Source organism: Cereibacter sediminicola (assembly GCF_007668225.1).
Taxonomy (GTDB): domain Bacteria; phylum Pseudomonadota; class Alphaproteobacteria; order Rhodobacterales; family Rhodobacteraceae; genus Cereibacter_A; species Cereibacter_A azotoformans.
In genome coordinates this window covers 262,141-284,900 of record NZ_VDEK01000001.1, presented here as the reverse complement: position 1 = coordinate 284,900, position 22,760 = coordinate 262,141, and the positions used below count along the sequence as shown (strand labels likewise).

Below are 22,760 nucleotides of genomic sequence, written 5' to 3'. Positions count from 1 at the left end.
CCCGGTCCACTGCCGTGCGCGCGCTCATTGTCCTCGGACCAATGGCGGACAAATCGCGCTATCGTAGATCCCTCTGGCCGGGACCCCGCCGAAGACGCGGAACCCGTGCCAGTGGGCGTCGAACAACATCTCGTGGCTCTGCAGCAGATAGGCCCGGAGCAGGAACGCCCGGCTGTGCGACAGCTTCATATGGGCGACCTGCAGCTTGGTGCGTTCGCCGCCGATGATCGCGTAGTCCTCGCTCCAGTCGAACTGGAACGCCTCGCCCGCCTGGAACAGCAGCGGCACGAAGGTGCCTCGCCCCGCCGTCTGCTCCTCGCGCTGGCGCCTGGCCCGCCATTCGCGGGCGAACGCCGCCACCCGGTTGTAGGAGCCGGTGAAGCCGAGCGCGACCAGATCGGCGTGCAGTTGCTTCAGCGTACGCCGCTGCTTGCGGCCCTTGCCGGCCTCCGTCTTGAGCCAGCCCGCCAGCTTCTCGGCGAAGGGGTCGAGCTTGCTTGGCCGCTCCGGCGTAGCGAACCGCGGCTCGACCGCACCGGACTTCAGGTACTTCCTCACCGTGTTGCGCGACAGGCCCGTGCGCCGTGCGATCTCGCGTATCGGCAACTGCTCCCGCAGCGCCAGGCGTCGGATGACATTCAAAAGTCCCATGTGGATCACTCCGTTGCCCCCCTCGAGCATGGCTCCGGGGGAAGGGTCACATGGGTCAAATCTCAGTGGAAACTACGCGCCCTCCCGGGTCAGTTCTGCGTGGAAATCAACAATCTCAGGGCTCGTCGGCGCGCTCCCGCTCTTCGAACTGGCGCGGCTTGTCGGCTTCGAAGCCCGCGGTCACCGCGCTCTTCTTCGTCTCCTCCGCTCGGGCGAACTGCGCCTCGCACGCCGCGAGCGGATTTCTCCCACCTCCCTCGTGCACAAGAAGGAACTGCTCCAGTGAGCCTCGACTTCGACTCCCGCTTTCCCCGCTTCCACATCGGCCCGCACGATCGGGTGACGATCGACGGCATGCGGTTCCGTCTGCTCCAGCAGCTGTCCGAGGCCTTCGTTCTGGTGCCGGTGGACGGCAACGGCCTGGTCCAGACCTTCGCCTTCAAGCACCTGAACACGCTGAACGCCGACGGCCGGATCAAGCATGAAGTCGACTACTTCAACCCGATGATCGCCCTGCGTCGGGCGGCAGGCCCTGCCGAGCAATGGCTTGCGCAGCTGACGCCGAAACAGAAGGACCGCGTCGACCGGCACTTCGCCCTCGTCCAGGGTTTCAACGACCTCTACCGTGCAGGGAGGGTGAAGAAGACAAAGGAATCCATCAATGCATCGCGCAAGGAGATCGTGGAGGCGGCGCTTCCGTATCTCCAGACGACGGTGCCCGTGAAGGCGATCGACCGTTTCGAGGAGGAGCGGAAGAAGGAGGCGCAGGAAGCGGGGGACAACAAGAGCGCTGCTGCTCACGGGGGCAAGGCCGTGCTGTCCGTATCGCCGCCGCATCCACGAACCTTGCTGGAGTGGGTCAGGAATGTGGACAAGTTCGGCAAGATCGGCCTGGTGGATCGTCACCACGAGCGCGGGGCGCGCGGCAACGGATATGACGCGGAGGTAAACGCGCTTCTCGCGGAGACCGTCGAACGAACCTACCTAAACCTGAACCGGAAGACCAAGAAGCAGACCGAGGACGCCGTCCGGGATGCCTTCCACGACGAGAACAAGCTGCGCGCTGCCGACGGCCGACCGCAGCTTGAGGTGCCCGGGCGCCGCGCGGTCCGCCAGTACCTTGCCAGTCTCGAGGCCTTTTCGGTCACCCTCGCGCGGGAGGGCATCGAGAAGGCCATGGCGAAGCACCGGCCGGTAACGACAGGTCTCGAGGTGACACGCCCGCTCGAGCGGGTGGAGATGGACGAATGGCGGATCGACCTCATCACGCTGATGTCGCAAGCCGGATTGCTGAAGCTCTTCAGCGCCGAGGAACTCGAGGTTCTCGGTCTCAACGACAAGAAGTCACGTTGGTGGATGGTCGTGGCGATCGACTGCCGCACCAGGGTGCTCCTCGGCGCGATGCTCACCAAAGATCCGAAGGAAAGTTCCTCGATGAGCTGCCTCCGCATGGTCGTCAGCGACAAGGGCGCCATTTCGGATGCCGTCGGCGCGGTCTGCCGCTGGACGGAAGCGGGCGCGCCGGAGGTTCTGGTTACCGACAACGGACCGTCGTTCAAGTCGACGGTGTTCACCGACGCCTGCAACGACCTCGGGATCACGATCGAGCGGACCATCGCCGGCATGCCGACCATGCGCGGCACCATCGAGCGCCTGTTCCGTACCTGCGGCATGGGGCTGCTTCCGCGTCTGAACGGGCGGACCTTCTCCGACGTGGTCGAGAAGGGGGATCATCCGGCCGAGAAGCGCGCGTGCCTTGATCCCGAGGACATCTGCACCGTGCTCGTGCGCTGGATCGTTGACATCTACCACAACACCCCGCACGGCGGCCTTGGTGGCCGGACGCCACGAGAGCAGTGGGAGGCCGATCATAGGGACGGCAATTATCCCCTCAGAGCGGCGCCCGACCGGCGGGCGAAGCGGCTGGCCTTCGGAAAGGCGCGCACGGTTAAGGGCACGAAGGCCGGGATCACCATCTTCGGCGCCCGCTACCAGAGCGAGGAGTTGGCACGGTTCATCGTTCTGCGCGGACCGCGCTTCTTGCAGGTTCGTTGGGATCCGGAAAACCTTGGCGCGATCGAGGTGGAACTCGATGGGCAGTGGCACGAGGTGCCCGCCGTTCACGACTTCCTCGACGGCCTGCACCTTCAGGTCTGGATCGCCGCCCGCCGTGCCTTGCGCAGCCGGTCGGCGACGCGGGAAGCCTGGACGGCGGATGTGGTTCGTGAAGCCGTCCGGGACATCGAGGCGCTGATCCTCGGTAAATTGGGCGATGAAGCCGTCGGCCTCCTTCTTCAGGCAGGCCATCTCCTTGTCTGGCCTGATCGGGAGCGACCTCCGCTTCCAGAGCGTCCTGTGGACGATCGGCCGGTTCGTCGTGCGGAGGCGGGAGTGTGCAGGCTTCGTCGTGCAGAAGACTGTCGAGCAGGTGCGAGAGATCCTCGATCTCCTCCGCCACCACATGCACCACCTTCCCCTCGCGCTGGAGACGGCCCGTCACGCGCAGGAGCCTTCCCGCAACCACCTCACGGCGGAAACGCTCGTAGATGCCGGCCCGGACCACCACATTCACCACGCCGGTCTCATCCTCGAGCGTAAGGAAGATCACGCCCCTTGCGGTTCCCGGCCTCTGGCGCACGAGGACCAGGCCCGCCACCGCCACACGGGCGCCCGAAGGCGGTTCGTCCAGCCGGGCTGCGGGGATGGCCCTGGGGGGGCGGGGCCAGCTCTGGGGGATGGGGGTCAGGCCGAGCCACCGGGGGGGAGGAGGAGAGTGCGAGAACATAAAGAGAACATAGAGCGGTGCACCGCAACAGGCAAGCCCCCGCCTCTGGCCAAGCCTGCCGGATTGCCCTAAGCCTCTCGGCACTGCGAGGCAGCCAAGAGCGGGACGAGATGGCCAAGATCACCTATGTCGAACATAACGGAACCGAGCATGTCATCGATGTGGCCAACGGCCTGACCGTGATGGAGGGCGCGCGCGACAACGGCGTGCCGGGGATCGAGGCCGACTGCGGCGGCGCCTGCGCCTGTTCCACCTGCCATGTCTATGTCGATCCCGCCTGGGTCGGGAAGCTTCCCCGCAAGGAGGCGATGGAAGAGGACATGCTCGACTTCGCCTGGGAGCCCGATCCCGTCCGCTCGCGTCTCACCTGCCAGATCAAGGTGACCGAGGCGCTCGACGGGCTGAAGGTCTTCATTCCCGAAAAGCAGATCTGAGGAACGCCCTCATGATCGGCCCGCGGCGGGGCCTCTCGACACGGGGCCCCTCGACACGGGGCTGCGAGGAGGGCGACCGGATCAGACCGGGGCCAGGGGATGGAGGAGGCCCGCCTCCTTCAGATCCTGCCAGAGACCCTCGGGAAGTTCGGCATCGGCCGCAATGCGATTCTCCATCACCTCGGTGACGGACTGCGCGCCGGGAATGACCGAAAGCACGGCCGGATGGCGCAGCGGGAACTGGAAGGCCGCCTCGAACATCCGCACGCCCCAGCGTTCGCAGATCGTGTGGATCTGCGCCACGCGGTCGAGAACCGCCTGCGGCGCCAGCCGGTAATCGTAGAAGGAGCCGGGCCGGGGCCCGGTCGCCAGCACGCCGGAATTGTAGGGCCCGCCGATCACGATGCCGATGCCCCGCTCTTCCGCCATCGGCAGGAAGCTCTCGAGCGCCTCCTGCTCGAGCAGGGTGTAGCGCCCGGCGAGCAGGAACAGGTCGAAGTCGCCCCGCTCGGCCAGCCACTGGCAGGGCTGCCACTCGTTCACGCCGGCGCCGAAGGCCGCGATCACGCCCTGGTCGCGCAACTCCACCAGCGCGCGGTAGCCGCCCTGCATGAACTCGGCCAGCCTCGCCTCGAGCGCCTCCTGCGAGCGGTGGGTGAAGAGGTCGAGATCATGGACAAAGAGCATGTCCACCCGGTCGAGGCCGAGCCGGCCGAGCGAGGCATCAAGCGACCGCATCACCCCGTCATAGCCGTAGTCGAACCACTCCTTGCGCTCGGGCACCTCGAAGAACTTGCCCAGCCCGTCGCGTTTCTCGCCCGGCTCGACCGGCCGCAGGAGCCGGCCGACCTTGGTCGAGACCACATGCTCCGACCGCGGCTTGTCCGCGAGGAACCGGCCCAGCCGCTCTTCGGCCAGCCCGTAGCCGTAGAGCGGCGCGGTGTCGAAGTAGCGCACGCCGCTTGCCCAGGCGCGTTCGAGCAGCGCCTGCGCCTCGGCGTTCGAAATCGCCCGGTAGAGATTGCCGAGCGGCGACGTGCCGAGGCCGAGCCTCGTGAACCGGAGCGGGCGCCCCGCCCGGTGAAAGTCACGCATTGCCAATCGCATCAGATCCTCCTGCCCGCGCGGCCCCCGCCGCGCCCGCTTTCAGTCGGCCAGCGTCCGGCCCAGGAAGGCGCAGCGCACCAGGGCCTGCCGCACCTCTTCCTCATGGTCGTCCGCGTGGCGCAGAAGGCAATCCCGTGCGGCGGCAAGCCGCTCCTGCACCGTTCCTTCCGTCTCCTGCACCTCGACGAGCCGCTCGGCGACATAGCGCCCGAGCCGCCCCGCCACGCAGGTGGCGTACATGCCGCCCGCGTTCAGCACGATGCCGGCCTCGCAGAGCCGGCCGCGCACCTCGAACTCCTGCCTCAGGTCGAGCAGGCGGAAGCCCGCGGGCGAGTCGGGATCGGCCTCCTCGAACTCGGTCACAACCGTGAGGCGCTCGTCCTCGTCCGACAGCTCGATCCTGATCCCGCCGCGCAACGCGAGCGTCTCGAACTCCACCAGACCGTCCAGGATGATCCGTCTGTCCATCGGCGCCTCCCTTTCCGAAGGAAGGCCGCGAGGGCGGAACAGGTTCCCCGGCCGCCTCAGTGCTCGAGCACGATCACGTCGCGGGCCGCGAAGCTGACCTGCGTATGGGCGCCGACCTGCGGCGGGGGCAAGTCGGGGCGGTTGAACGTGTCGAGGGCGACCGTCGTGCCGCCCGTGTGCAGCTGGAGACGGATGACGCTGCCCAGGAACTGGACGTTGGCGATGGTCGCGGGCAGCATCGTGTCGCGCCCGTCGCCGGGCCCGAGATGCAGCGCCTCGGGGCGGAGCGCGAGGCCGATGCGGCCACCGCGCGGCGCCTCGATCGGCTGGGGCAGGCGGATCGTCTGCCCGGCGACGCGGACCGCGCCCGAGGCCGGATCCTCGACCTCGGCCACCAGCGTGCTGATCGTGCCCACGAAGTTGGCCACGAACTTGGTCGTGGGGTGGTTGTAGATCTCGAAGGGGGTGCCCACCTGCTCGGCGATGCCGCCGTTCATCACCACGATCCGGTCGGACATCGACAGGGCCTCTTCCTGATCGTGGGTCACGAAGATCGTGGTGATGCCCAGCCGCTGCTGGATGGCGCGGATCTCGGTGCGCAGGCTCACCCGGATCTTGGCGTCAAGCGCCGAGAGCGGCTCGTCCAGCAGCAGCACGCGCGGCCGCACGGCGAGCGCACGCGCCAGCGCCACGCGCTGCTGCTGCCCGCCCGAGAGCTGGAACGGGTAGCGCGCGCCCAGATCCGGCAGGCCGATCAGCGCCAGCATCTCGGCCACCCGCTCGGCCGCCTCGCGGCGCGGCACGCCCGCGACCTTCAGCCCGAAGCCCACGTTCTGCGCCACGGTCAGGTTGGGAAAGAGCGCATAGGCCTGAAAGACCATGCCGATCTTGCGCGCGTTCGGGCGCTGGCGGACGACATCCTTGCCCTCGATGCGGATGGCGCCCTGGTCGGGCATCTCGAAGCCCGCCACCATGCGCAGGACGGTGGTCTTGCCGCAGCCCGAGGGGCCGAGCAGCGAGACGAACTCTCCCTGCTCGACGGTCAGGTTGAAGTCGCGCACGACGCGCAGGGGGCCGAAGGATTTCTCCAGCCGGGCGATCTCCAGGAAGGCCATCAGGCTGCGTTCCTTCTCATCTTTGTTGGGCTCGGGTGTGTTTCGACAGGCGGGTCACCAGCTGGATCAGCGCCATGCAGGCCCAGGTGACGACAAAGGCGATCACGGCCAGCGCCGCCGGCTCGTAGGCCTTGTTGGCGCCCATCCAGACCATGTAGGGGCCAAAGGCCGGGCGGTTCAGCAGCGCCGCCAGCACGAACTCGCCGATCACGATGGCGAAGGTGAGGAAGGCCCCCGACAGGACCGCCACCAGCACGTTCGGCAGGATCAGCCGCGCGATGATGGTGATCCAGCCCGCGCCGAGGCTCTGCGCCGCCTCGGTCAGGGTCTGCACGTCGATGGTGCGCAGCCCCGTATCCACCGCGCGGTACATGTAGGGCAGGGCGAGCATCGTGTAGCCGAACATCAGCAGCAGGTTCGTCCCCATCGCGCTGCCGGTCAGCGGCAGCCAGCTCGAGGTGTTGTAGAGCCGGATGTAGCCGAAGACGATGACGATGGGCGGGATCACCAGCGGCAGAAGCGTGATGAACTCGATCACCGGGCGCCAGCGGGGCAGCTTCAGCCGGACCCAGAAGACGGTGGGCACGACGAGCAGGATGCCGAAGGCGATGGTGAAGAGCGCCATCAGCACCGAATAGCCGAAGGTCGCGCGAAAGGCCGGATCGCCGAGGACGCTCGCATAGGCGTCAAAGCTGTACTCGCCGCGGCGCGCGCGCAGCGAGAACTCGAACATGCCGATCAGCGGCAGGAAGAAATAGAGGATGCCCGCGATCAGCGCGATCCAGGACCAGAGCTTGGCCGACCTCATTTCACCCACCTCTCGGCCCGCGTGCGCAGCACGATATAGACGAGGTTGGCAAAGCCCGTCAGCACGATCATCCCGAAGGCGATGGCATAGCCGAGGTGCGGATCCTGCAGAACGTCGCCGCGGATCTGCGCGAAGAGGATGATCGGCACGATCGACAGCTGCGATCCCGTCAGTGCCATGGCGGTCGCCACCGCCCCGAAGCTGTTGGCAAAGAGCAGCGCAAAGGTGCCGAGGAACGAGGGCCAGAGCACCGGCAGCGCCACCATCCGCCAATATTGCGCGCCCGTGGCGCCCAGAGTCTCGGCCGCCTCGCGCCACTCGCGCTTCAGCCCGTCAAGCGCGGGCGTGATGATGAGGATCATCAGCGGGATCTGGAAATAGAGGTAGGTCAGGGTCAGCCCGAGGAAGCTGATCAGGTTGAACCCCGTGCCATAGAGGTTGAAGCCGAACCAGTCGCGCAGGATCACCGTGAGAAAGCCCAACCGGCCCAGCGTCGCGATGAAGGCGAAGGCGAGCGGCACGCCCGCGAAGTTCGACGCCACCCCCGAGAAGGTCAGGACGAAGCCCCGCAGCGGGCCGGGCAGGGGCCCGCGCGTCACGGCCGCCGCGATCAGGAAGCCCGCGACGCAGCCGAGCAGGGCCGTCAGAAGGCTGATGCGGATCGAGATCCAGAAGGCGTTCATGATCGAGGGTGTGAAGAGCCGGCCGATGTTGGCAAGCGTGAAATCGCCCGCCGGCGTGCGGAACGCGCCGAGCACGATATGCATCGTCGGAAGGAACAGGAACAGCAGCGCGAACAGCAGGAACGGCGCCACGCCGAACCAGTTCAGCGGCAGCGAGACGCGGCGTCCGGCGCTCGGCGGGGGCAGGTCGGTCATGAAGGGTCCGTCAGGCGAGGAAGCCTCCGCCGGGCGGGCGAAGGCGGAAAGGGGCAGGCCGCGAGGGCGAAGCCGTGCGCGGCGGAAGGGGCTCGGGGCGCGCCGTGGCAAGATCGCGCGCCCACCAGCCCGTGGGCCGAAGGCCCCCGCCCGCAGGGCGAGGGCCGACGTCTCGCGTTACTGGACGTTGGCGCCGACGACACCATCCCAGCCGGAGGTGACGGCCGCCTTGTTGGCCTCCTGCTGCTCGATGGTCGGGAAGACCGCGCGGGCATATCCTTCGGCCGGCGGCAGTGCGTCGAGCAGCTCCTGCGGGACCTTGCCGGCCTCGACCATCGCGTTGAAGCGGGCGGGGTGGCAGTAGCCCTTGAGCCAGCCCAGCTGACCTTCGTCCGAATAGAGATACTCCATCCAGAGCTTCGCGGCATTCGGATGCGGCGCATAGGCCGAGATCGCCTGAACATAGACGCCGGCGAGGCTCGGGCCCTCGGGGATGATGACCTCGAGCGGCGGGTTGCCCTTCAGCTCGTCGCGCCACGAGAGCAGGTTGTAGTCCCAGGCAGCGACGATCGGGGTCTGGCCCTGGGCGATGGTGCCGGCCTTGCCGATCACCGGGACGAAGCCGCCGGCCTTGTTCAGCTCGCCGAAGAACTCGAGCCCCTTCTCGGCCGAAGCCTCGCCCGGCTCGGCGCCGGCCGCGACACCGGCCGACATCACGGCCAAAATCGCCTGGTTCGAGGCGCGCGGATCTCCCGCGAGCGCAAAGGAATTCGCATACTGGCTGTCCAGAAGGGCGGTCCAGCTCGTCGGCACCTCGGTCACGAGGTCGGTGTTCACGCCGAAGGACATGACGCCGTAATAGTCGCCATACCAGTAGCCGTCGGCATCCTTGATCTCGTCGGGGATCTCGTCCCAGGTCTCGACCTTGTAGGGAACGATCAGCCCCTCGTCCTTGGCCTGCGGCCCGAAGGCGAGGCCCACGTCGATCACGTCGGGCGCCTGCGGGCCCTTGTTGTCCTTGTTCGCCCGGATCGCCTCAAGCTCGTCGGCCGAGCCCGCGTCGGGGTTCAGCTCGTTCACGGTGATCTCGGGATACTTGGCCTTGAAGCCCGCGATCACGCCGCCGTAGCCGCACCAGTTGTGGGGCAGGGCGATCGTGGTCAGCATGCCCTCGGCCTTCGCGGCCTCGACGAGTTCGGCGCTTTGCGCGCTGGCCCCCGAGGCGGCGGCCACCGCCATGAGGCTGACCGAAGCAGCCAGTGCAAGTTTGATGGTCATCGGAACTTTCTCCCGGTTGTTGTCGTGCCGAATGCCGTTCTTCCGCGACCGGAGCGGCGATTAGTGTCAGCTAACGGCCTGAAACGGATTCTGGCAAGTTCCCTAACCGGAGCAGGTAACAGATTTTTCGCGGACTAATCAGACTGTAACGAATCCGACAGGCTGCCCGACTTTCGGGCAGGAGCGGCGGCCTTGCCCGTGGCGCGCCACCGTCTTACCGTCGCGCAAAACTTATCCGACAGGGCGAGAGGGTGACATGACGGGATTCGCAACGACACGGCGCGGGCTTCTGATGGCCGGAGGGGCGGCGCTTGCAGTGGGGGCCTTGCCCCGGACGCTGCGCGCGCAGGAGGCGCTGAAGGTCGCCGGCATCTATACGGTGCCGGTCGAGCAGCAGTGGGTCAGCCGCATCCACAAGGCCGCCGAGGCCGCGCGCGCCGCCGGGCGGGTGGAGTACACCTTCACCGAGAATGTGGCCAACACCGACTATCCGCGCGTGATGCGCGAATATGCCGAAAGCGGCGTCAGGCTGATCGTGGGCGAGATCTTCGGCGTCGAGCAGGAGGCCCGCGAGGTGGCGGCCGAATATCCCGACGTGGCCTTCCTCATGGGATCGAGCCTGCCGCCCGACGAGTCGATCCCGAACCTCGCCGTCTTCGACAACTACATCCAGGACGCGGCCTACCTGTCCGGTCTCATTGCCGGATCCATGACGGCCGGCAACATCGGCATGGTTGGCGGTTTTCCGATCCCCGAGGTCAACCGCCTGATGAACGCCTTCATGGCGGGCGCGCGTGAGGTGAAGCCGGACGTGACCTTCCAGGTCAGCTTCATCGGCTCGTGGTTCGATCCGCCGAAAGCGAAGGAGACCGCCTTCGCCATGATCGAGAACGGCGCCGACCTTCTCTATGCCGAGCGGTTCGGCGTGTCGGATGCCGCGAAGGAGCGGGGCGTGCTGGCCATCGGCAACGTGATCGACACGCAGGGCGACTATCCCGACACGGTGGTCGCCTCGGCGCTCTGGCATTTCGAGCCGACCTTTGACCGGGCGGTCGAGGAGGTTCAGGCCGGCAGCTTCAAGGCCGCTGACTACGGCGTCTATTCCTTCATGAAGGAAGGCGGCTCGTCGCTCGCGCCGCTGGGCACCTTCGAGGACAAGGTGCCGGAAGAGGCCCGGGCCCTCGTGGCCGAGCGCGAGGCCGCGATCCGGGCCGGCACCTTCACCGTCGCCATCGACGACAGCGAGCCGAAATCCTCGTGAGCCGTCCGGTCGTCCTGCGTCTTTCGGGGATCACCAAGCGGTTCGGATCCCTTCTGGCCAATGCCGGCATCAGCCTCTCCCTGCACAGGGGAGAGGTCGTGGCCCTCTTGGGCGAGAACGGCGCGGGCAAGACGACGCTGATGAACATCCTCTTCGGCCATTATGTGGCCGACGAGGGCACGGTGGAGGTCTTCGGCCAGCCGCTGCCGCCCGGCCATCCGCGCGCGGCGCTGGCGGCGGGCGTGGGCATGGTGCACCAGCATTTCACGCTGGCCGACAACCTGACCGTGCTCGAGAACATACTTCTCGGGACCGCGCCCCTCTGGCGCCTGTCCCTCGGCCGGAGGTCGGCGCGCGCGCGGATCGAGGCGCTCTCGCGCGATTTCGGCCTGGCGGTCCATCCCGACGCGCGGGTGGGCACGCTCTCGGTGGGCGAGCGGCAGCGGGTCGAGATCCTGAAGGCACTCTACCGCGACGCGCGCATCCTGATCCTCGACGAGCCGACCGCGGTCCTGACCCCGCAGGAGACCGAGGCGCTCTTCCGCACGCTGAAGCTCGCCGTGGCCAAGGGGCTCTCGATCATCTTCATCTCGCACAAGCTGCATGAGGTGATGGGCGTGGCAGACCGCTGCGTGGTGCTGCGGCACGGACGCGTGGTGGGCGAGGTGGCCACCGCCGAGACCGACCGGCACCGGCTGGCCGCGCTGATGGTGGGCGAGGAGGTGGTGCCCCCCGCCGTCGCCCCGCCGCAGCCGGGCCCGGTGCTCCTGCGGCTCGACCGGGTGACGACGCCGGCGCAAGGATCGGCCACCGGCCTGCGCGGCGTCAGCCTCGATCTGCGCGCGGGCACGATCACCGGGCTTGCGGGCGTGTCGGGCAACGGTCAGGCGGCGCTCTCCGATCTCGTCTCGGGCCTCGTGCGGCCCGAGGAGGGGCGGGTCGAGCTGGCGGGCGCCGAGGTGGTCCGGTGGACGCCGCGAACGGCCGTGGCCTCGGGCATCGCCCGCATCCCCGAGGACCGGCATTCCACCGGCACCATCGCCGACTTCACCCTGACCGAGAACGCCATTCTCGAGGGCTACCGTTCGCGCTTTGCGAAGGGCGGCTGGATGGACTGGCGCGCCGCCCGCGCCTTTGCCGAGAGTATCATCGCCACCTACGACGTGCGCTGCCCCGGCCCCGAGACGCGCATCCGCCTCCTGTCAGGGGGCAACATGCAGAAGCTGATCCTCGGCCGCGTGCTCGAGCCCGGCCCCCGGATCATTCTGGCGAACCAGCCGGTGCGGGGCCTCGATATCGGGGCCATCACCTATGTGCATTCCCGCCTGCTGAAGGCGCGGGACGAGGGGGCCGCGGTCATCCTCATCTCGGAAGATCTGGATGAAATCATGTCCTTGTCCGACACTGTTCATGTCATGTCCGAAGGGCGCCTTTCGCCCGGATTCGCCCGCGGCACGATGAGTCAGACCGAGCTTGGCCTCTGGATGGCCGGCCACGGATTCGCCGATGCGGCTTGAGCCCGTAGCCAACCCCTCGGCGCTGCGCCGGGCCGGATTGCCGGCGGCGGCGCTGCTGGCCACCATCGCCGTGGCCTCGGGACTGGCCGCCGTGGCCGGCGCCGACCCGCTCGCCACGCTGGGCCTGATCGTGAAGGGCGCGGTGGGGTCGAAGTTCGCCGCTCTCGAGACGCTGAACCGCGCGACGCCCCTGATCTTCACCGGGCTTGCCGTGGCCGTGGCCTTCCGCGCCCGGCTCTGGAACATCGGGGCCGAGGCGCAGCTCTACGCCGGGGCCATCGTGACGGTCCTTCTGGGTTCGGGCGCGGTCGGCGGCCCCCTTGTCCTGCCGCTGATGGCGCTTGCCGCCATGGCCGCGGGGGCGGTGGTGCTGCTGGGGCCGGTCGTGCTCAAGACCCGCTTCGGCGTGGACGAGGTGGTGACGACGCTCCTCTTCAACTTCATCATGCTGCTCTTCGTGAGCTACCTCCTCGAGGGGCCGCTGAAGGACCCGATGGGGATGGGCTGGCCCAAGTCGGCGCCTCTGGTGAAGGAGGCGCGCCTGCCGCGCATCGTGGATGGCCTGCGCCTCCACTGGGGCTTCGGGCTCGCGCTGATTGCGGCCGTCGCGGTCTGGGTGATCGAGCGGCGCACCGCGCTTGGCTACGAGATGCGGGCGGTGGGCCTGAACGCCCGCGCCGCGCGATTTGCCGGCATCCCGGTGGACAGTGTGCTGGTCAAGACTGCGCTCCTGTCGGGAGGGCTTGCCGCGCTGGCGGGCTATTCCGAGGTGGCGGGGCTCAAGGGGCACCTGACGCTCGATCTGTCGCCCGGCTTCGGCTACACCGGCATCATCGTCGCCATGCTCGCGCTGCTCAATCCGCTGGCGGTGGTGCCGGCCGCGCTGTTCGTGGCGGGCGTCTTCGTCGGCGCCGACAGCATGAGCCGGGCCGCGGGCGTGCCCACCTACATCGCCGACATGCTGCTGGCCACCTCGCTCCTCTTCATGGTGCTGGCGATCCTTCTGATCCGGTTCCGGGTGGTGCGCGGATGATGAGCCTGTTCGACATTCTGCTGTCCGCGACCTTCTGGGCCGCGGCGGTCCGCATCGCCTCGCCGCTGATCTTCGCCACGATGGGCGAGCTGATCTGCGAGCGGGCGGGCGTGCTGAACCTCGGGATCGAGGGGATCATGGTGATCGGCGCCTTCTCGGGCTGGATCACCGTCTGGGCGGGGGCCGGGCTGTGGGAGGGCGTGGCGGTGGCCATGCTGTCGGGAATGCTCTTCGGCCTTCTGCACGCCGTGCTCGTGGTGCCCTTCGGTCTCTCGCAGCACGTCGTGGGGCTGGGGATAACGCTCCTGGCCACCTCGACCAGCTACTTCGCCTATCGGCTGATCCTGCCCGAGGTCACGAGCCCGCCGCGGATCGAGCCCTTTGCCGTGTGGGAGGTGCCGGGCCTCTCGCAGATCCCGCTGCTGGGGCCCGCGCTCTTTGCCCAGACGCCGCTGACCTACGCGGCCTTTGGCGTGGCGGCGCTGACGGCGCTGGTCCTCTGGCGGACACCGCTCGGTCTGGCCGTGCGGGCCGCGGGTGAGAACCCTTCGGCGGTCGATGCGCAGGGGCTGTCGGTCACCGGGCTCCGGATCGGTGCGGTCATGGTGGGATCGGGGCTGATGGCGGTGGGGGGCGCCTTCCTCACCCTCTCGGCCTTCTCGAGCTTCTTCTTCGAGATGGTGAACGGCCGCGGCTGGATCTGCATCGCGCTGGTGGTCTTCGGCGCGTGGCGGCCCGGCAAGGCCGTGCTCGGCGCGCTCCTCTTTGCCGCCTTCGACGCGCTGCAGGTGCGGCTTCAGCAGACGCCGGTGGGGCAGGTCGTGCCCTACCAGCTCTTCCTGATGGCGCCCTACGCGCTCTCGATCGCGGCGCTTGTCCTCATGTCGCGCCGGGCCGAGGTGCCCGCGGCGCTGATGCAGCCGTTCAACAGGGGAGAACGCTGATGTTCGATCTGATCGTCAAAGGGGGCACGCTGCCCGATGGCCGCGTGGCCGATGTGGGCATCCGGGGCGACCGGATCGCGGCCATCGGGGCGCTCGGGACCGAAGCCGGCCGGGTGATCGAGGCCGCGGGCGATCTGGTGAGCCCGGCCTTCGTCGATCCGCACTTCCACATGGATGCCACGCTCTCCTACGGGCTGCCGCGGGTCAATGCGAGCGGGACGCTGCTGGAGGGCATCCGGCTCTGGGGTGAGCTGAAGGAGATCGTGACCGTCGAGGCGATGGTCGAGCGGGCGCTGGCCTATTGCGACTGGGCGGCGAGCATGGGCCTTCTGGCCGTGCGGACCCATGTCGATGTCTGCGACGACCGGCTCCTGGGTGTCGAGGCGATGCTGGCCGTGCGCGAAGAGGTCAAGGGCTGGATGGATCTGCAGCTCGTGGCCTTTCCGCAGGACGGGCTCTACCGCGATCCGACGGCGCGGGCGAACCTTCTGCGCGCGCTCGACATGGGCGTGGATGTGGTGGGCGGCATCCCGCATTTCGAGCGGACGATGGAGGACGGCGCGGCCTCGGTGCGCGACCTCTGCGAGATCGCGGCGGAGCGTGGCCTGCCGATCGATTTCCACTGCGACGAGACCGACGATCCGCTCAGCCGCCATATCGAGACCTATGCGGCCGAGGTGCGGCGCACGGGCCTTCAGGGGCGGGCGGCGGCGGGGCATCTGACCTCTATGCATTCGATGGACAATTACTATGTCTCGAAGCTCCTGCCGCTGATCGCCGAAGCCGGGATCGCCGCGATCCCGAACCCGCTCATCAACATCGTGCTGCAGGGGCGCCACGACACGTTCCCCAAGCGGCGCGGCCTGACGCGGGTCAAGGAGATGCAGGCCTTGGGCATCACCGTGGGTTGGGGGCAGGATTGCGTCCTCGACCCGTGGTATTCGCTGGGCACGGCCGACATGCTCGATGTGGCCTTCATGGGCCTGCATGTGGCGCAGATGACCCATCCCGACGAGATGCGGCGCTGTTTCGACATGGTGACGGGCGAGAATGCGAAGATCATGGGCCTCGACTACGGGCTGAGGGAAGGGGCGGTGGCCTCGCTCGTGGTGCTCGACGCGGGAAACCCGGTCGAGGCGTTGCGGCTCCGGCCCGACCGGCTCTGCGTGATCGCCAAGGGGCAGGTCGTCTCGGAGAAGGCCCGCAACGACGCGCGCCTGACCCTTCCCGGCCGTCCGGCCACGGTCCGCCGCCGCCACGAGCTGTCCCCCCGCTGAGGAGGGGCGCCGGTCGCGGGCCCAGTGTGCGAGGGGATCGCGGCTTGGATCCACACGGTGCGATCCGCGACGACGTGCCCCCCACTTGGGTTCGCGGCCCGCCGCCCGGGCTTCGGAACAGCTTGGCCCGCCGCCACGTTGCCTCTGTCCAAGGGCTCATCGGCCCCGCACCACGGACGGAGGCATGATGAGCCGGCGCGCGGTTTCCCTTTCGGTGCTGGCCTTCGTGCTGGCGCTTCTGATCCTCGTGGCGCCCGACGTCCTTCTGGTGATCTTCGCGGGCATCCTGTTCGGGGTGTTCCTGTCGGCCGGTGCGGGGCTGGTCTCGCGCGTGACCGGCATCGGGCGGGGGGGCGCCATCGCGCTCTTCATCCTGCTGGTGACGGCCGGTCTGATCGGCAGCTTCCTCGCCTTCGCCCCGGCCATGCTCGAGCAGGCCGATGAGTTGGCCCGCCAGCTTCCGCCCGCGCTTGAGAGCCTGCGCGACAGGATCTCGAGCTTCAGCTGGGGTCCGTCGCTGCTGGGCCGCCTCGCGCCGTCGCGGCTGATGTCGGGCGAGGGCGGCTTTGCTTCGACCGCGGTCAGCGCCACCTTCGGCGCGATCGGCAACTTCGTCATCATCCTCTTCGTGGGCCTCTATGCGGCCATTGATCCCGGTCTTTATCGACGCGGCCTGAGGGCGCTGCTGTCGCCCGAGCTGCGCCCGCGCGGCGAGGAAGTGATGGATGTCGCGGGGCACACGCTGCGCAACTGGCTCGGCGGACAGCTGATCTCGATGGGCTTTGTCGGGCTCTTCACCTGGCTCGGGCTCTGGCTCATCGGCATCCCGTTGGCCTTCATCCTCGGGCTGATCGCGGCGATCCTCACCTTCATTCCGAACATCGGCCCGGTCCTTTCGGCCGTGCCGGCGCTGCTGCTGGCCATGCCCGAGGGCTGGAGCCAGGTGGGGCTGGTGCTGGCCGTGTTCCTCACCGTCCAGGCCGTCGAGAGCTATGTCGTCACGCCCATCATCCAGAAGGAGAGGGTTTCCCTGCCGCCGGCCCTCATCATCTCGGCGCAACTGCTGATGGGGGTGCTGTTCGGGCTGATGGGGCTCCTTCTCGCAACGCCGCTGGCCGCGCTGGTGCTCGCCCTGGTGCGCGAGGTTTACGTGCATGATTATCTTGAGGAAAGGCAGAAGACGCGCCTTCTGCGGGATCCGCCGGATCAACCAGTGCAAGAAAAAAGACAACTTTAGAGGGAACCTGCGGCATTGCCGCAACAGTCCTCTCCTTTCGGATAAGAGGGGGAACGCCGAGGGGCGCCGGGAATTGTGCTGACGCCGCCGCCTCTTGCGGCCGAAGACAACCCCGGAGAAGACGAAGATGAGTGTGACCCTGGCCCAGACCCTGGACCGCTGCCTCGACATTGCGGGCAATCCCACCGTTGCCCTGAGCTTCCCGCAACGGCGGATGTTCGGTCAGGCCCTGGCGTTCCTGCCGCGGCAGCACTACCGCCGGGTGCTGGAACTGGGATGCGGCGCAGGGGCGCTGGCGCGCGGCCTGGTCGTTCGCTGCGATCAGTATGTCGGGCTTGATGCCGACGCCGAGGCGCTGGTCGAGGCGCGGGCCCTGCCGGCGCACTTTGCCCGGACCGACTTCCTTCAGGGGCGGGTCCCCGATGACATTCCCGAAGGCCCTTTCGATCTCGTCGTGCTGAACGGCGTGCTGCAGGACCTGTCCCCCGATGAGCTGGAGCGGCTGGCGCTTCGCCTGCAGGAGGTCGCGCCCGCGGCCGACATCCTCTGCCTGCGCAGCCTGCTGTTCGAGGCGCCGGACGAAGCCTTCCGCCCTCAGGCGCGGCTGGGCGTGGCCCTTGGCCGGTCGCTGACCGCCTGCAATCTCGACCGGCTGTTCCGCATCGACGTGTTCGAGCCCGACCGCATGGCCGCGGCCTGAGAGGAACCGCGCCCCGCCGGGAACGTTTGGCCCGGCGGCGACAGGGCCGCGGAGCGCGAGTGCGGAGACCATGATGCCCGAGCCGGATATCTGCGTGGTGATGAATGCCGGATCGGGCAAGGGCGAGGACGCGGATCGCGTCCGCGCCGCCTTCGAGGCGCAGCAGGTGCCGGTGCACCTGGAACTGGTGGAAGACGGCAGCCGTCTTGCTTCGGTTGCCAGCCAGGCCCTCGACCGCGGCTTCGGCACGATCGTGGCCGCGGGCGGCGACGGCACCATCTGCGCTGTCGCAGCGGCGATGGCGGGCTCGGGGCGGCGGATGGGGATCCTGCCGCTCGGCACGTTCAACTATTTCGCGCGCTCTCTGCTGCTGCCCCAGGAACTCGAGGCGGCGGTCGAGGTGATCTGCGCCGGGCGCACCGCCCCGATACGGATCGCCACGGTGAACGACGAGGTGTTCCTCAACAACGCAAGCCTCGGCGTCTATCCCGCAATCCTCGAGACTCGCGAGGAGATCTACAAGCGGTGGGGCCGCAGCCGGGCGCTTGCCTACTGGTCGGTCCTCAAGGTTCTCGCGCGGATGGGCCGGCCCCTGCGCCTGCGCGTCCGGGCGGGGGGCGAGGAGCGCCTCGTGCGCTCGCCGCTGGTCTTTGTCGTGAACAACGCCTTCCAGCTCGAGCAGATGAACCTGGACGGGGCCGATCGGGTGGCGGCCGGGGATCTTGTGGTCTTCATCGCGCCGAACACGGGGCGGCTTGGCATGTTCCGCAACGCTGCGGCGCTGGCGCTGGGCTATGCCAGCGTCGATCAGAACTACATGATGATGAGCGGCCCCCATGTCGAGATCGACCTGCCGCAGGGGCATCGTCATGTCTGGCATGTCGCCCGCGACGGCGAGCGCGAGCGGATGGTTCCGCCCTTCGATCTGCGGGCGATCGAGGGCGCCCTCGAGGTCACCGTTCCCGAACACTGGAATCGCGAGGTCCGATGAAGCGGTTGCTGCACCTGTCCGATCTGCATTTCGGCCGCGACCGGCCCGAGCTGCTGCGCCCGCTGATCGAGACGGTCAACGGGCTCGCGCCCGATCTGGTGGCGATCTCGGGCGACCTGACGCAGCGGGCGACGGAGGCGCAGTTCCGGGCGGCGGCGGCCTTCGTCGAGCGTCTGAAGCCGCCGGTGCTGGTGGTGCCGGGCAACCATGACGTGCCGCTCCACAATCTCTATGTCCGTCTCGTCAAGCCCTGGAAACGGTATCGCCGCTGGTTCGGCCGCGATCTCGAGCCCTGCTGGGAGGATGACGAGATGATCGTGGTGGGGGCGAACACGGTCAATCCGCTGGCCTGGCAGCAGGGCTGGTTCCGCTCGCGCTCGCTGGCGCGGATCCGGCGCAGCTTTGCCAACGAGGAAGGCCGGGTGCGGGTGGTGGTGGTGCATCATCCGATGGAACACTCGCCCGAGGACACCAAGGAGCTGATGCGCGGGGCGGGGCGGGCCATCGGCGAACTGGCCGAATGCGGCGCCGACGTGATCCTGTCGGGGCACCTGCACACCTGGCGCGTCGGTCCCTTCGCCGAAGTGGCGGGACGGGGCGTCGTGCTGCAGGTTCATGCGGGCACGGGCCTTTCGACCCGCGTACGGGGCGAGCCGAACGACTTCAACCTTCTCGAGGTCTCGGCGGACCGGATCCATGTGCAGCGCCACACCGCGCTGGAGGATGCGACGGGCTTCCAGCTGGCCGAGACCCGCACCTTCCGCGGTGGCGGTGGCCAGTGGCGGATGGAGACGGCCGACCCCGCCTGAGGCGCGTCGCCCGTGGCCGTCGTCAGCCCTGTCCCAGCGCCGCACGTTCGACCGCCGGCGCCGCCAGAGCCTCGACCTCGGGGGGGAGGGACAGCTGCGGCGCATCCGTCGGGCGCCCGAAGAGATAGCCCTGGAAGGTCCGGCACCCCTTGGCGCGCAGCCAGGCAAACTGCGCCGTCGTCTCGACGCCCTCGGCCACCAGCGCCACGCCCAGACCCGAGGCGAGGCCGATGATCCCTTCGAGGATCGTCCGGTTCGCCTTCGACTCCGCAAGCCCGCCAAGGAAGCTCCGGTCGATCTTGAGCACGTCCACCGGCAGGTCCCGCAGGTAGCTGAGCGAGGAAAAGCCGGTGCCGAAGTCATCGAGCGCGATCGACAGGCCGAGGGACCGCAGATCCATCATGGTGGCCCGTGCAAGGCCAAGGTTCGACAGCAGCGTGCCCTCGGTCACCTCAAGCTCGACGCGGGTCGGATCGACCCCCGTCTCGGCCAGAACCTCGCGCACCATCTGTCCGAACTCGTCCGAGAGGAACTGGGCCGAGCTTATGTTGATCGACAGCCGCAGGTGGCGCCGGTCGGGATCGCCGGCCCAGCGGGCCAGCTCCTGCGCCGCAGCGCGCAGGACCCAGCGGTCGATGTCGCGGATGAACCCGGTTTCCTCGGCGAAGGGGATGAAGGCCACGGGCGACAGCAGGCCGCGCACCGGATGCTGCCAGCGGATCAGCGCCTCCTGCCCGACCACCTCGAGGCCGCCTTCGCCCAGCCGGACCATCGGCTCGAAGAAGATGCGGAACTCGTCGCGCCGGATCGCCTCGCGCAATTCCTGCGCGAGCGCCACGCGCCCGACCATGTCCTGTTCCATGTCGGGGCGGTAGGCGCAGGCGCGGTCGCCGCCGGCGGCCTTGGCGGCCATGACCGCCAGATCGACGCCCTTCAGCAGGCCCTCGACCGTGTCCTCGGCCGTGATGGCGGCGAGACCGATCGAGACGGTGATTTCGATGGTGAGCCCATCCACGACCAGCGGCTTGCGCAGCTCGGTCAGCACGCGCTCGGCCGAGGCTTCGGCGGCGGCCACGGCGCTGGCGGGATCGGGATGGCTCTCGCTGCAGGTGAACACGAACTCGTCGGCCGAGATCCGCCCCAGGTCGCAGCCGTCCTGCCGCAGATCCTCGAGTCGCGCGGCCAGGGCCTGAAGCACCCGGTCGCCCAGCCAGTGCCCGCGGGTGCCGTTCACCTGCCGCATGCCGTCGATGTCGATGTAGAGCAGGGCGAGGCACGAGTTTTCCCGCGCGCAGATCTGCAGGCAGTCGCGCAGCACCTCGACCACGCCGCGGCGGTTGTAGAGCCCGGTCAGCGGATCGAAGAAGGCAAGCTGATGCGCCTCGGCCAGCGCGGTCCGCAGCGCGCTGTCGGCCGAGACCTGGCCGGTGACATCATCCACCGTCGCCACGACGCGCACCCCGCCGCCGCCGTCGCCGCCCGCGACCGGCGCGGCATTGACCGACAGGATGCGTTGGCGCCCGTCGGCGCCGATCAGCACATGGTGGAGCCCGCGCAGCGCATGGCCTTCCGCCATCGCCTGCCGGACGGGCATCGCCTCGGGCGAGAGCGGTTCGCCGTCGCGTGACAGCAGCCGGCAGCCGATGCCTTCCAGCGTGCATCCCCGCAGCCGCTCAAGCTCTGTCCCCAAAAGGCCCGCGGCTTCCTCGTTGGCAAAGACGATCCGGGCTTCGCCGTCGAAGGCGATGATGGCCGAGTTGCTGGTGCGCAGGATCGCCTCGAGCAACATCCGGTCGTCCTGAAGCGCCTGCAGGGACAGGGCGTGGCGTCCCTCGTGGTCGCGCCGTTCGGCTGCGGCCAGCATCGCCTCGGCCAGCGACTGCAGAACGGCGAGATCTTCGGGCGGCAGACCGGGCCCCCGGGATCGCCAGCCCAGCAGGAGGCTGCCCGCAAGCGCCTCATGCCGCGGCGCCGGTATCGCCACGACCGACCGCAGCCCCGCCGCCTCAAGCCGCGCGCGCAGCGCCGCATCCGACGCCTCGGCCCGGTCGCGCAGCACCAGGGGCTTCTCTCCCGCGGGCAGGGCCAGACCGGTTCGGGATGGGTCAGCGGCCGGGTCGCGCGCCCAGTGGTGGCATGTCTCCAGATCGCCTCCCGGAACGGCACGGCAGAACTGCGCCACATCCGCGCCGCAGCTCAGGGCCACATGCGCCAGAGCCTCCTGGATTTCGGCCGCATCGGGCGACCGCAGCAGCCGGCCGATCAGGTCGATGACGCCCAGTGCCGCCGGGCTGGCATGAAACTTGCCGTTCCCGGTCGAGGAAACGACCGTCGGCACCCATGATCCACCCTGTCCCTTGCCCGTCATCGATCGGCTTCGTCTTCTGTTCAGGCGGGGAGGGACCCGACCGTGGTTTCAACCTAGAGCACAGCCGAAGGCACTGTCAAACCGTTAGAGGAGAGCCCCGCTGGCGGGGTCCGGTCAGATCAGATCGAGAAGGTCTTCAAGGCCCTCAACATATTGCGTCGGCACGGCAAGGAAGTCACCATCATTCTCCATTTCGTATGAGGCGTGCGCGCCGCAGGCCTGTATTTCTGGCGTTACATCTCCTTAAGGATGCAGTGCTACAACAGTCAGGGAATTCAGGTAGGCTCGTTTTGATAAAAAGTAGCGACAAAGGACGAGGAATGCGATGCAGATCGCTTGAGTCCTCCCGTCGGGGAAGGTCGCGTTCGGATCTGCTGTGACGGAGCACGGATGACACAGGCTTGCACTTTTCGCGCCCCGCTGAGGCCCGCATTTCTGCTCGGGGCGGCGCTTCTGACCATCGCCGCCTGCCAGGAGACGTCGATCCCCGGTCGGCCGGCCCTCTCGATCCGCGAAGAGACGACCGAGTTCCGCAGCGTGCCGGACAGCCGCCGCTGGGTGGCGGTCCCCGGCGCCCTTCTGGTGCAGGAGCGTGATCTCGGCGGCGATGTGGAACAGCGCGTGGCGCTGCCCAACGCCACGACGCTCGAGGGCGACAACATGATGCTGCTGCGCGCGCGCGCCGCCGCGGGCCCGGTGCTGCCGCGGCTGCAGCTTGCCTCCTTCGCAGATGCCGAGGGCCGGCTGCCCGCGCCCTTCGGCCGGACCAGCGAAAGCGCGCTCAACACGCGTGAGGATGCGCTCGGGACGGTTGTCTATGCCGAGCGGCGGATGGGTGTGGATACGGTCTGCGTGCTGGCGATGCGGCGGATGCCGCCCACCGCGCGGCCGCTGCCCCCGCGGACCGAGGCGCTGGATGTGATGATGCGCAACTGCACCCGCGGCGGAACCGACGAGGCGCTGCGTCCGATCGACGCCGCAAGCCTCGGCTTGGCGGCGCCCGCGCCCGAGGCCGGAACGGCCACCGGCAGCCGCCGCAACCTCTCGCCTCTTGCCGCCCCCACCCAGTGAGCCACCGCCTTGACCCTGCCGGAGACCC

18 protein-coding genes and 3 pseudogenes are annotated in these 22,760 nt (G+C 68.5%); 12 read left to right on the top strand and 9 right to left on the bottom strand.

Annotated elements, in window-relative coordinates; genetic code table 11:
* Positions 1 to 57: 57 nt before the first annotated feature.
* Positions 58 to 651: pseudogene (istA, locus tag FG154_RS01335) on the bottom strand (IS21 family transposase); the annotation flags it as partial.
* Positions 652 to 1,005: 354 nt separating this feature from the next.
* On the opposite strand from istA, the pseudogene FG154_RS21830 reads away from it, so the two are divergent.
* Positions 1,006 to 2,736: pseudogene (locus FG154_RS21830) on the top strand (Mu transposase C-terminal domain-containing protein); the annotation flags it as partial.
* A 274-nt stretch (positions 2,737 to 3,010) separates the two neighbouring features.
* Here the strand turns inward: FG154_RS21830 and FG154_RS21360 are convergent.
* Positions 3,011 to 3,436 (bottom strand): annotated as a pseudogene (locus FG154_RS21360) (OB-fold nucleic acid binding domain-containing protein); the annotation flags it as partial.
* 110 nt (positions 3,437 to 3,546) lie between these two features.
* Here FG154_RS21360 and FG154_RS01320 point away from each other — a divergent pair.
* Entirely contained in the window at positions 3,547 to 3,870 is a 324-nt protein-coding gene (locus tag FG154_RS01320) for a 2Fe-2S iron-sulfur cluster-binding protein (RefSeq protein ID WP_145103630.1), read from the top strand.
* A gap of 81 nt (positions 3,871 to 3,951) precedes the next feature.
* Here FG154_RS01320 and FG154_RS01315 read toward each other — a convergent pair whose 3' ends face one another.
* The 6 genes from FG154_RS01315 to FG154_RS01290 all read right to left on the bottom strand — a co-directional run bounded on the left by FG154_RS01315 (position 3,952) and on the right by FG154_RS01290 (position 9,524).
* Positions 3,952 to 4,977, bottom strand: a complete 1,026-nt coding sequence (locus FG154_RS01315; protein WP_145103628.1) for an aldo/keto reductase — start codon at positions 4,975 to 4,977, stop codon at positions 3,952 to 3,954.
* Positions 4,978 to 5,016: 39 nt separating this feature from the next.
* Positions 5,017 to 5,445 (bottom strand): hypothetical protein, encoded by a 429-nt coding sequence (locus FG154_RS01310; RefSeq protein ID WP_011907986.1) that lies wholly within the window; start codon positions 5,443 to 5,445, stop codon positions 5,017 to 5,019.
* A gap of 56 nt (positions 5,446 to 5,501) precedes the next feature.
* Positions 5,502 to 6,560 carry an ABC transporter ATP-binding protein gene (locus FG154_RS01305; protein WP_145103626.1) on the bottom strand — a complete coding sequence of 353 codons (1,059 nt, stop codon included), beginning with the start codon at positions 6,558 to 6,560 and terminating at the stop codon, positions 5,502 to 5,504.
* Positions 6,561 to 6,576: 16 nt separating this feature from the next.
* On the bottom strand, positions 6,577 to 7,368 hold the full coding sequence (locus FG154_RS01300) for an ABC transporter permease (RefSeq protein ID WP_145103624.1): 792 nt from the start codon (positions 7,366 to 7,368) through the stop codon (positions 6,577 to 6,579).
* Positions 7,365 to 8,246 (bottom strand): ABC transporter permease, encoded by an 882-nt coding sequence (locus FG154_RS01295; RefSeq protein ID WP_145103621.1) that lies wholly within the window; start codon positions 8,244 to 8,246, stop codon positions 7,365 to 7,367. The genes FG154_RS01300 and FG154_RS01295 overlap by 4 nt, the downstream gene beginning before the upstream one ends.
* A 177-nt stretch (positions 8,247 to 8,423) precedes the next feature.
* Positions 8,424 to 9,524, bottom strand: coding sequence for an ABC transporter substrate-binding protein (locus FG154_RS01290; RefSeq protein ID WP_145103619.1), 1,101 nt, complete (start codon positions 9,522 to 9,524; stop codon positions 8,424 to 8,426).
* Between the two features lie 256 nt (positions 9,525 to 9,780).
* On the opposite strand from FG154_RS01290, the gene FG154_RS01285 reads away from it, so the two are divergent.
* The 9 genes from FG154_RS01285 to FG154_RS01245 all read left to right on the top strand — a co-directional run bounded on the left by FG154_RS01285 (position 9,781) and on the right by FG154_RS01245 (position 19,293).
* Complete coding sequence (locus FG154_RS01285) at positions 9,781 to 10,785, top strand: BMP family protein (RefSeq protein ID WP_145103617.1); 1,005 nt, start codon at positions 9,781 to 9,783, stop codon at positions 10,783 to 10,785.
* Positions 10,782 to 12,302, top strand: coding sequence for an ABC transporter ATP-binding protein (locus FG154_RS01280; RefSeq protein ID WP_145103615.1), 1,521 nt, complete (start codon positions 10,782 to 10,784; stop codon positions 12,300 to 12,302). Before FG154_RS01285 ends, FG154_RS01280 begins: the two co-directional genes overlap by 4 nt.
* Positions 12,292 to 13,335, top strand: a complete 1,044-nt coding sequence (locus FG154_RS01275; protein WP_145103613.1) for an ABC transporter permease — start codon at positions 12,292 to 12,294, stop codon at positions 13,333 to 13,335. The genes FG154_RS01280 and FG154_RS01275 overlap by 11 nt, the downstream gene beginning before the upstream one ends.
* The gene (locus FG154_RS01270) at positions 13,332 to 14,279 is read left to right on the top strand and encodes an ABC transporter permease (RefSeq protein WP_145103612.1); all 948 of its coding nucleotides are present in this window, start codon (positions 13,332 to 13,334) and stop codon (positions 14,277 to 14,279) included. Before FG154_RS01275 ends, FG154_RS01270 begins: the two co-directional genes overlap by 4 nt.
* A complete protein-coding gene (locus FG154_RS01265; protein ID WP_145103610.1) occupies positions 14,279 to 15,556 on the top strand; it encodes an amidohydrolase family protein in 1,278 nt (425 codons plus the stop codon). Before FG154_RS01270 ends, FG154_RS01265 begins: the two co-directional genes overlap by 1 nt.
* A gap of 187 nt (positions 15,557 to 15,743) precedes the next feature.
* Entirely contained in the window at positions 15,744 to 16,793 is a 1,050-nt protein-coding gene (locus FG154_RS01260) for an AI-2E family transporter (protein WP_145103608.1), read from the top strand.
* 127 nt (positions 16,794 to 16,920) lie between these two features.
* A complete protein-coding gene (locus tag FG154_RS01255) occupies positions 16,921 to 17,493 on the top strand; it encodes a class I SAM-dependent methyltransferase (RefSeq protein ID WP_145103606.1) in 573 nt (190 codons plus the stop codon).
* 73 nt (positions 17,494 to 17,566) lie between these two features.
* Positions 17,567 to 18,484 carry a diacylglycerol/lipid kinase family protein gene (locus FG154_RS01250; protein ID WP_145103604.1) on the top strand — a complete coding sequence of 306 codons (918 nt, stop codon included), beginning with the start codon at positions 17,567 to 17,569 and terminating at the stop codon, positions 18,482 to 18,484.
* Positions 18,481 to 19,293 carry a metallophosphoesterase family protein gene (locus FG154_RS01245; protein ID WP_145103602.1) on the top strand — a complete coding sequence of 271 codons (813 nt, stop codon included), beginning with the start codon at positions 18,481 to 18,483 and terminating at the stop codon, positions 19,291 to 19,293. Before FG154_RS01250 ends, FG154_RS01245 begins: the two co-directional genes overlap by 4 nt.
* Before the next feature lie 22 nt (positions 19,294 to 19,315).
* On the opposite strand, the gene FG154_RS01240 is transcribed toward FG154_RS01245, so the two are convergent.
* On the bottom strand, positions 19,316 to 21,661 hold the full coding sequence (locus FG154_RS01240) for a putative bifunctional diguanylate cyclase/phosphodiesterase (RefSeq protein WP_145103600.1): 2,346 nt from the start codon (positions 21,659 to 21,661) through the stop codon (positions 19,316 to 19,318).
* A 390-nt stretch (positions 21,662 to 22,051) separates the two neighbouring features.
* On the opposite strand from FG154_RS01240, the gene FG154_RS01235 reads away from it, so the two are divergent.
* A complete protein-coding gene (locus FG154_RS01235; RefSeq protein WP_145103598.1) occupies positions 22,052 to 22,732 on the top strand; it encodes a hypothetical protein in 681 nt (226 codons plus the stop codon).
* Positions 22,733 to 22,760 lie beyond the last annotated feature (28 nt).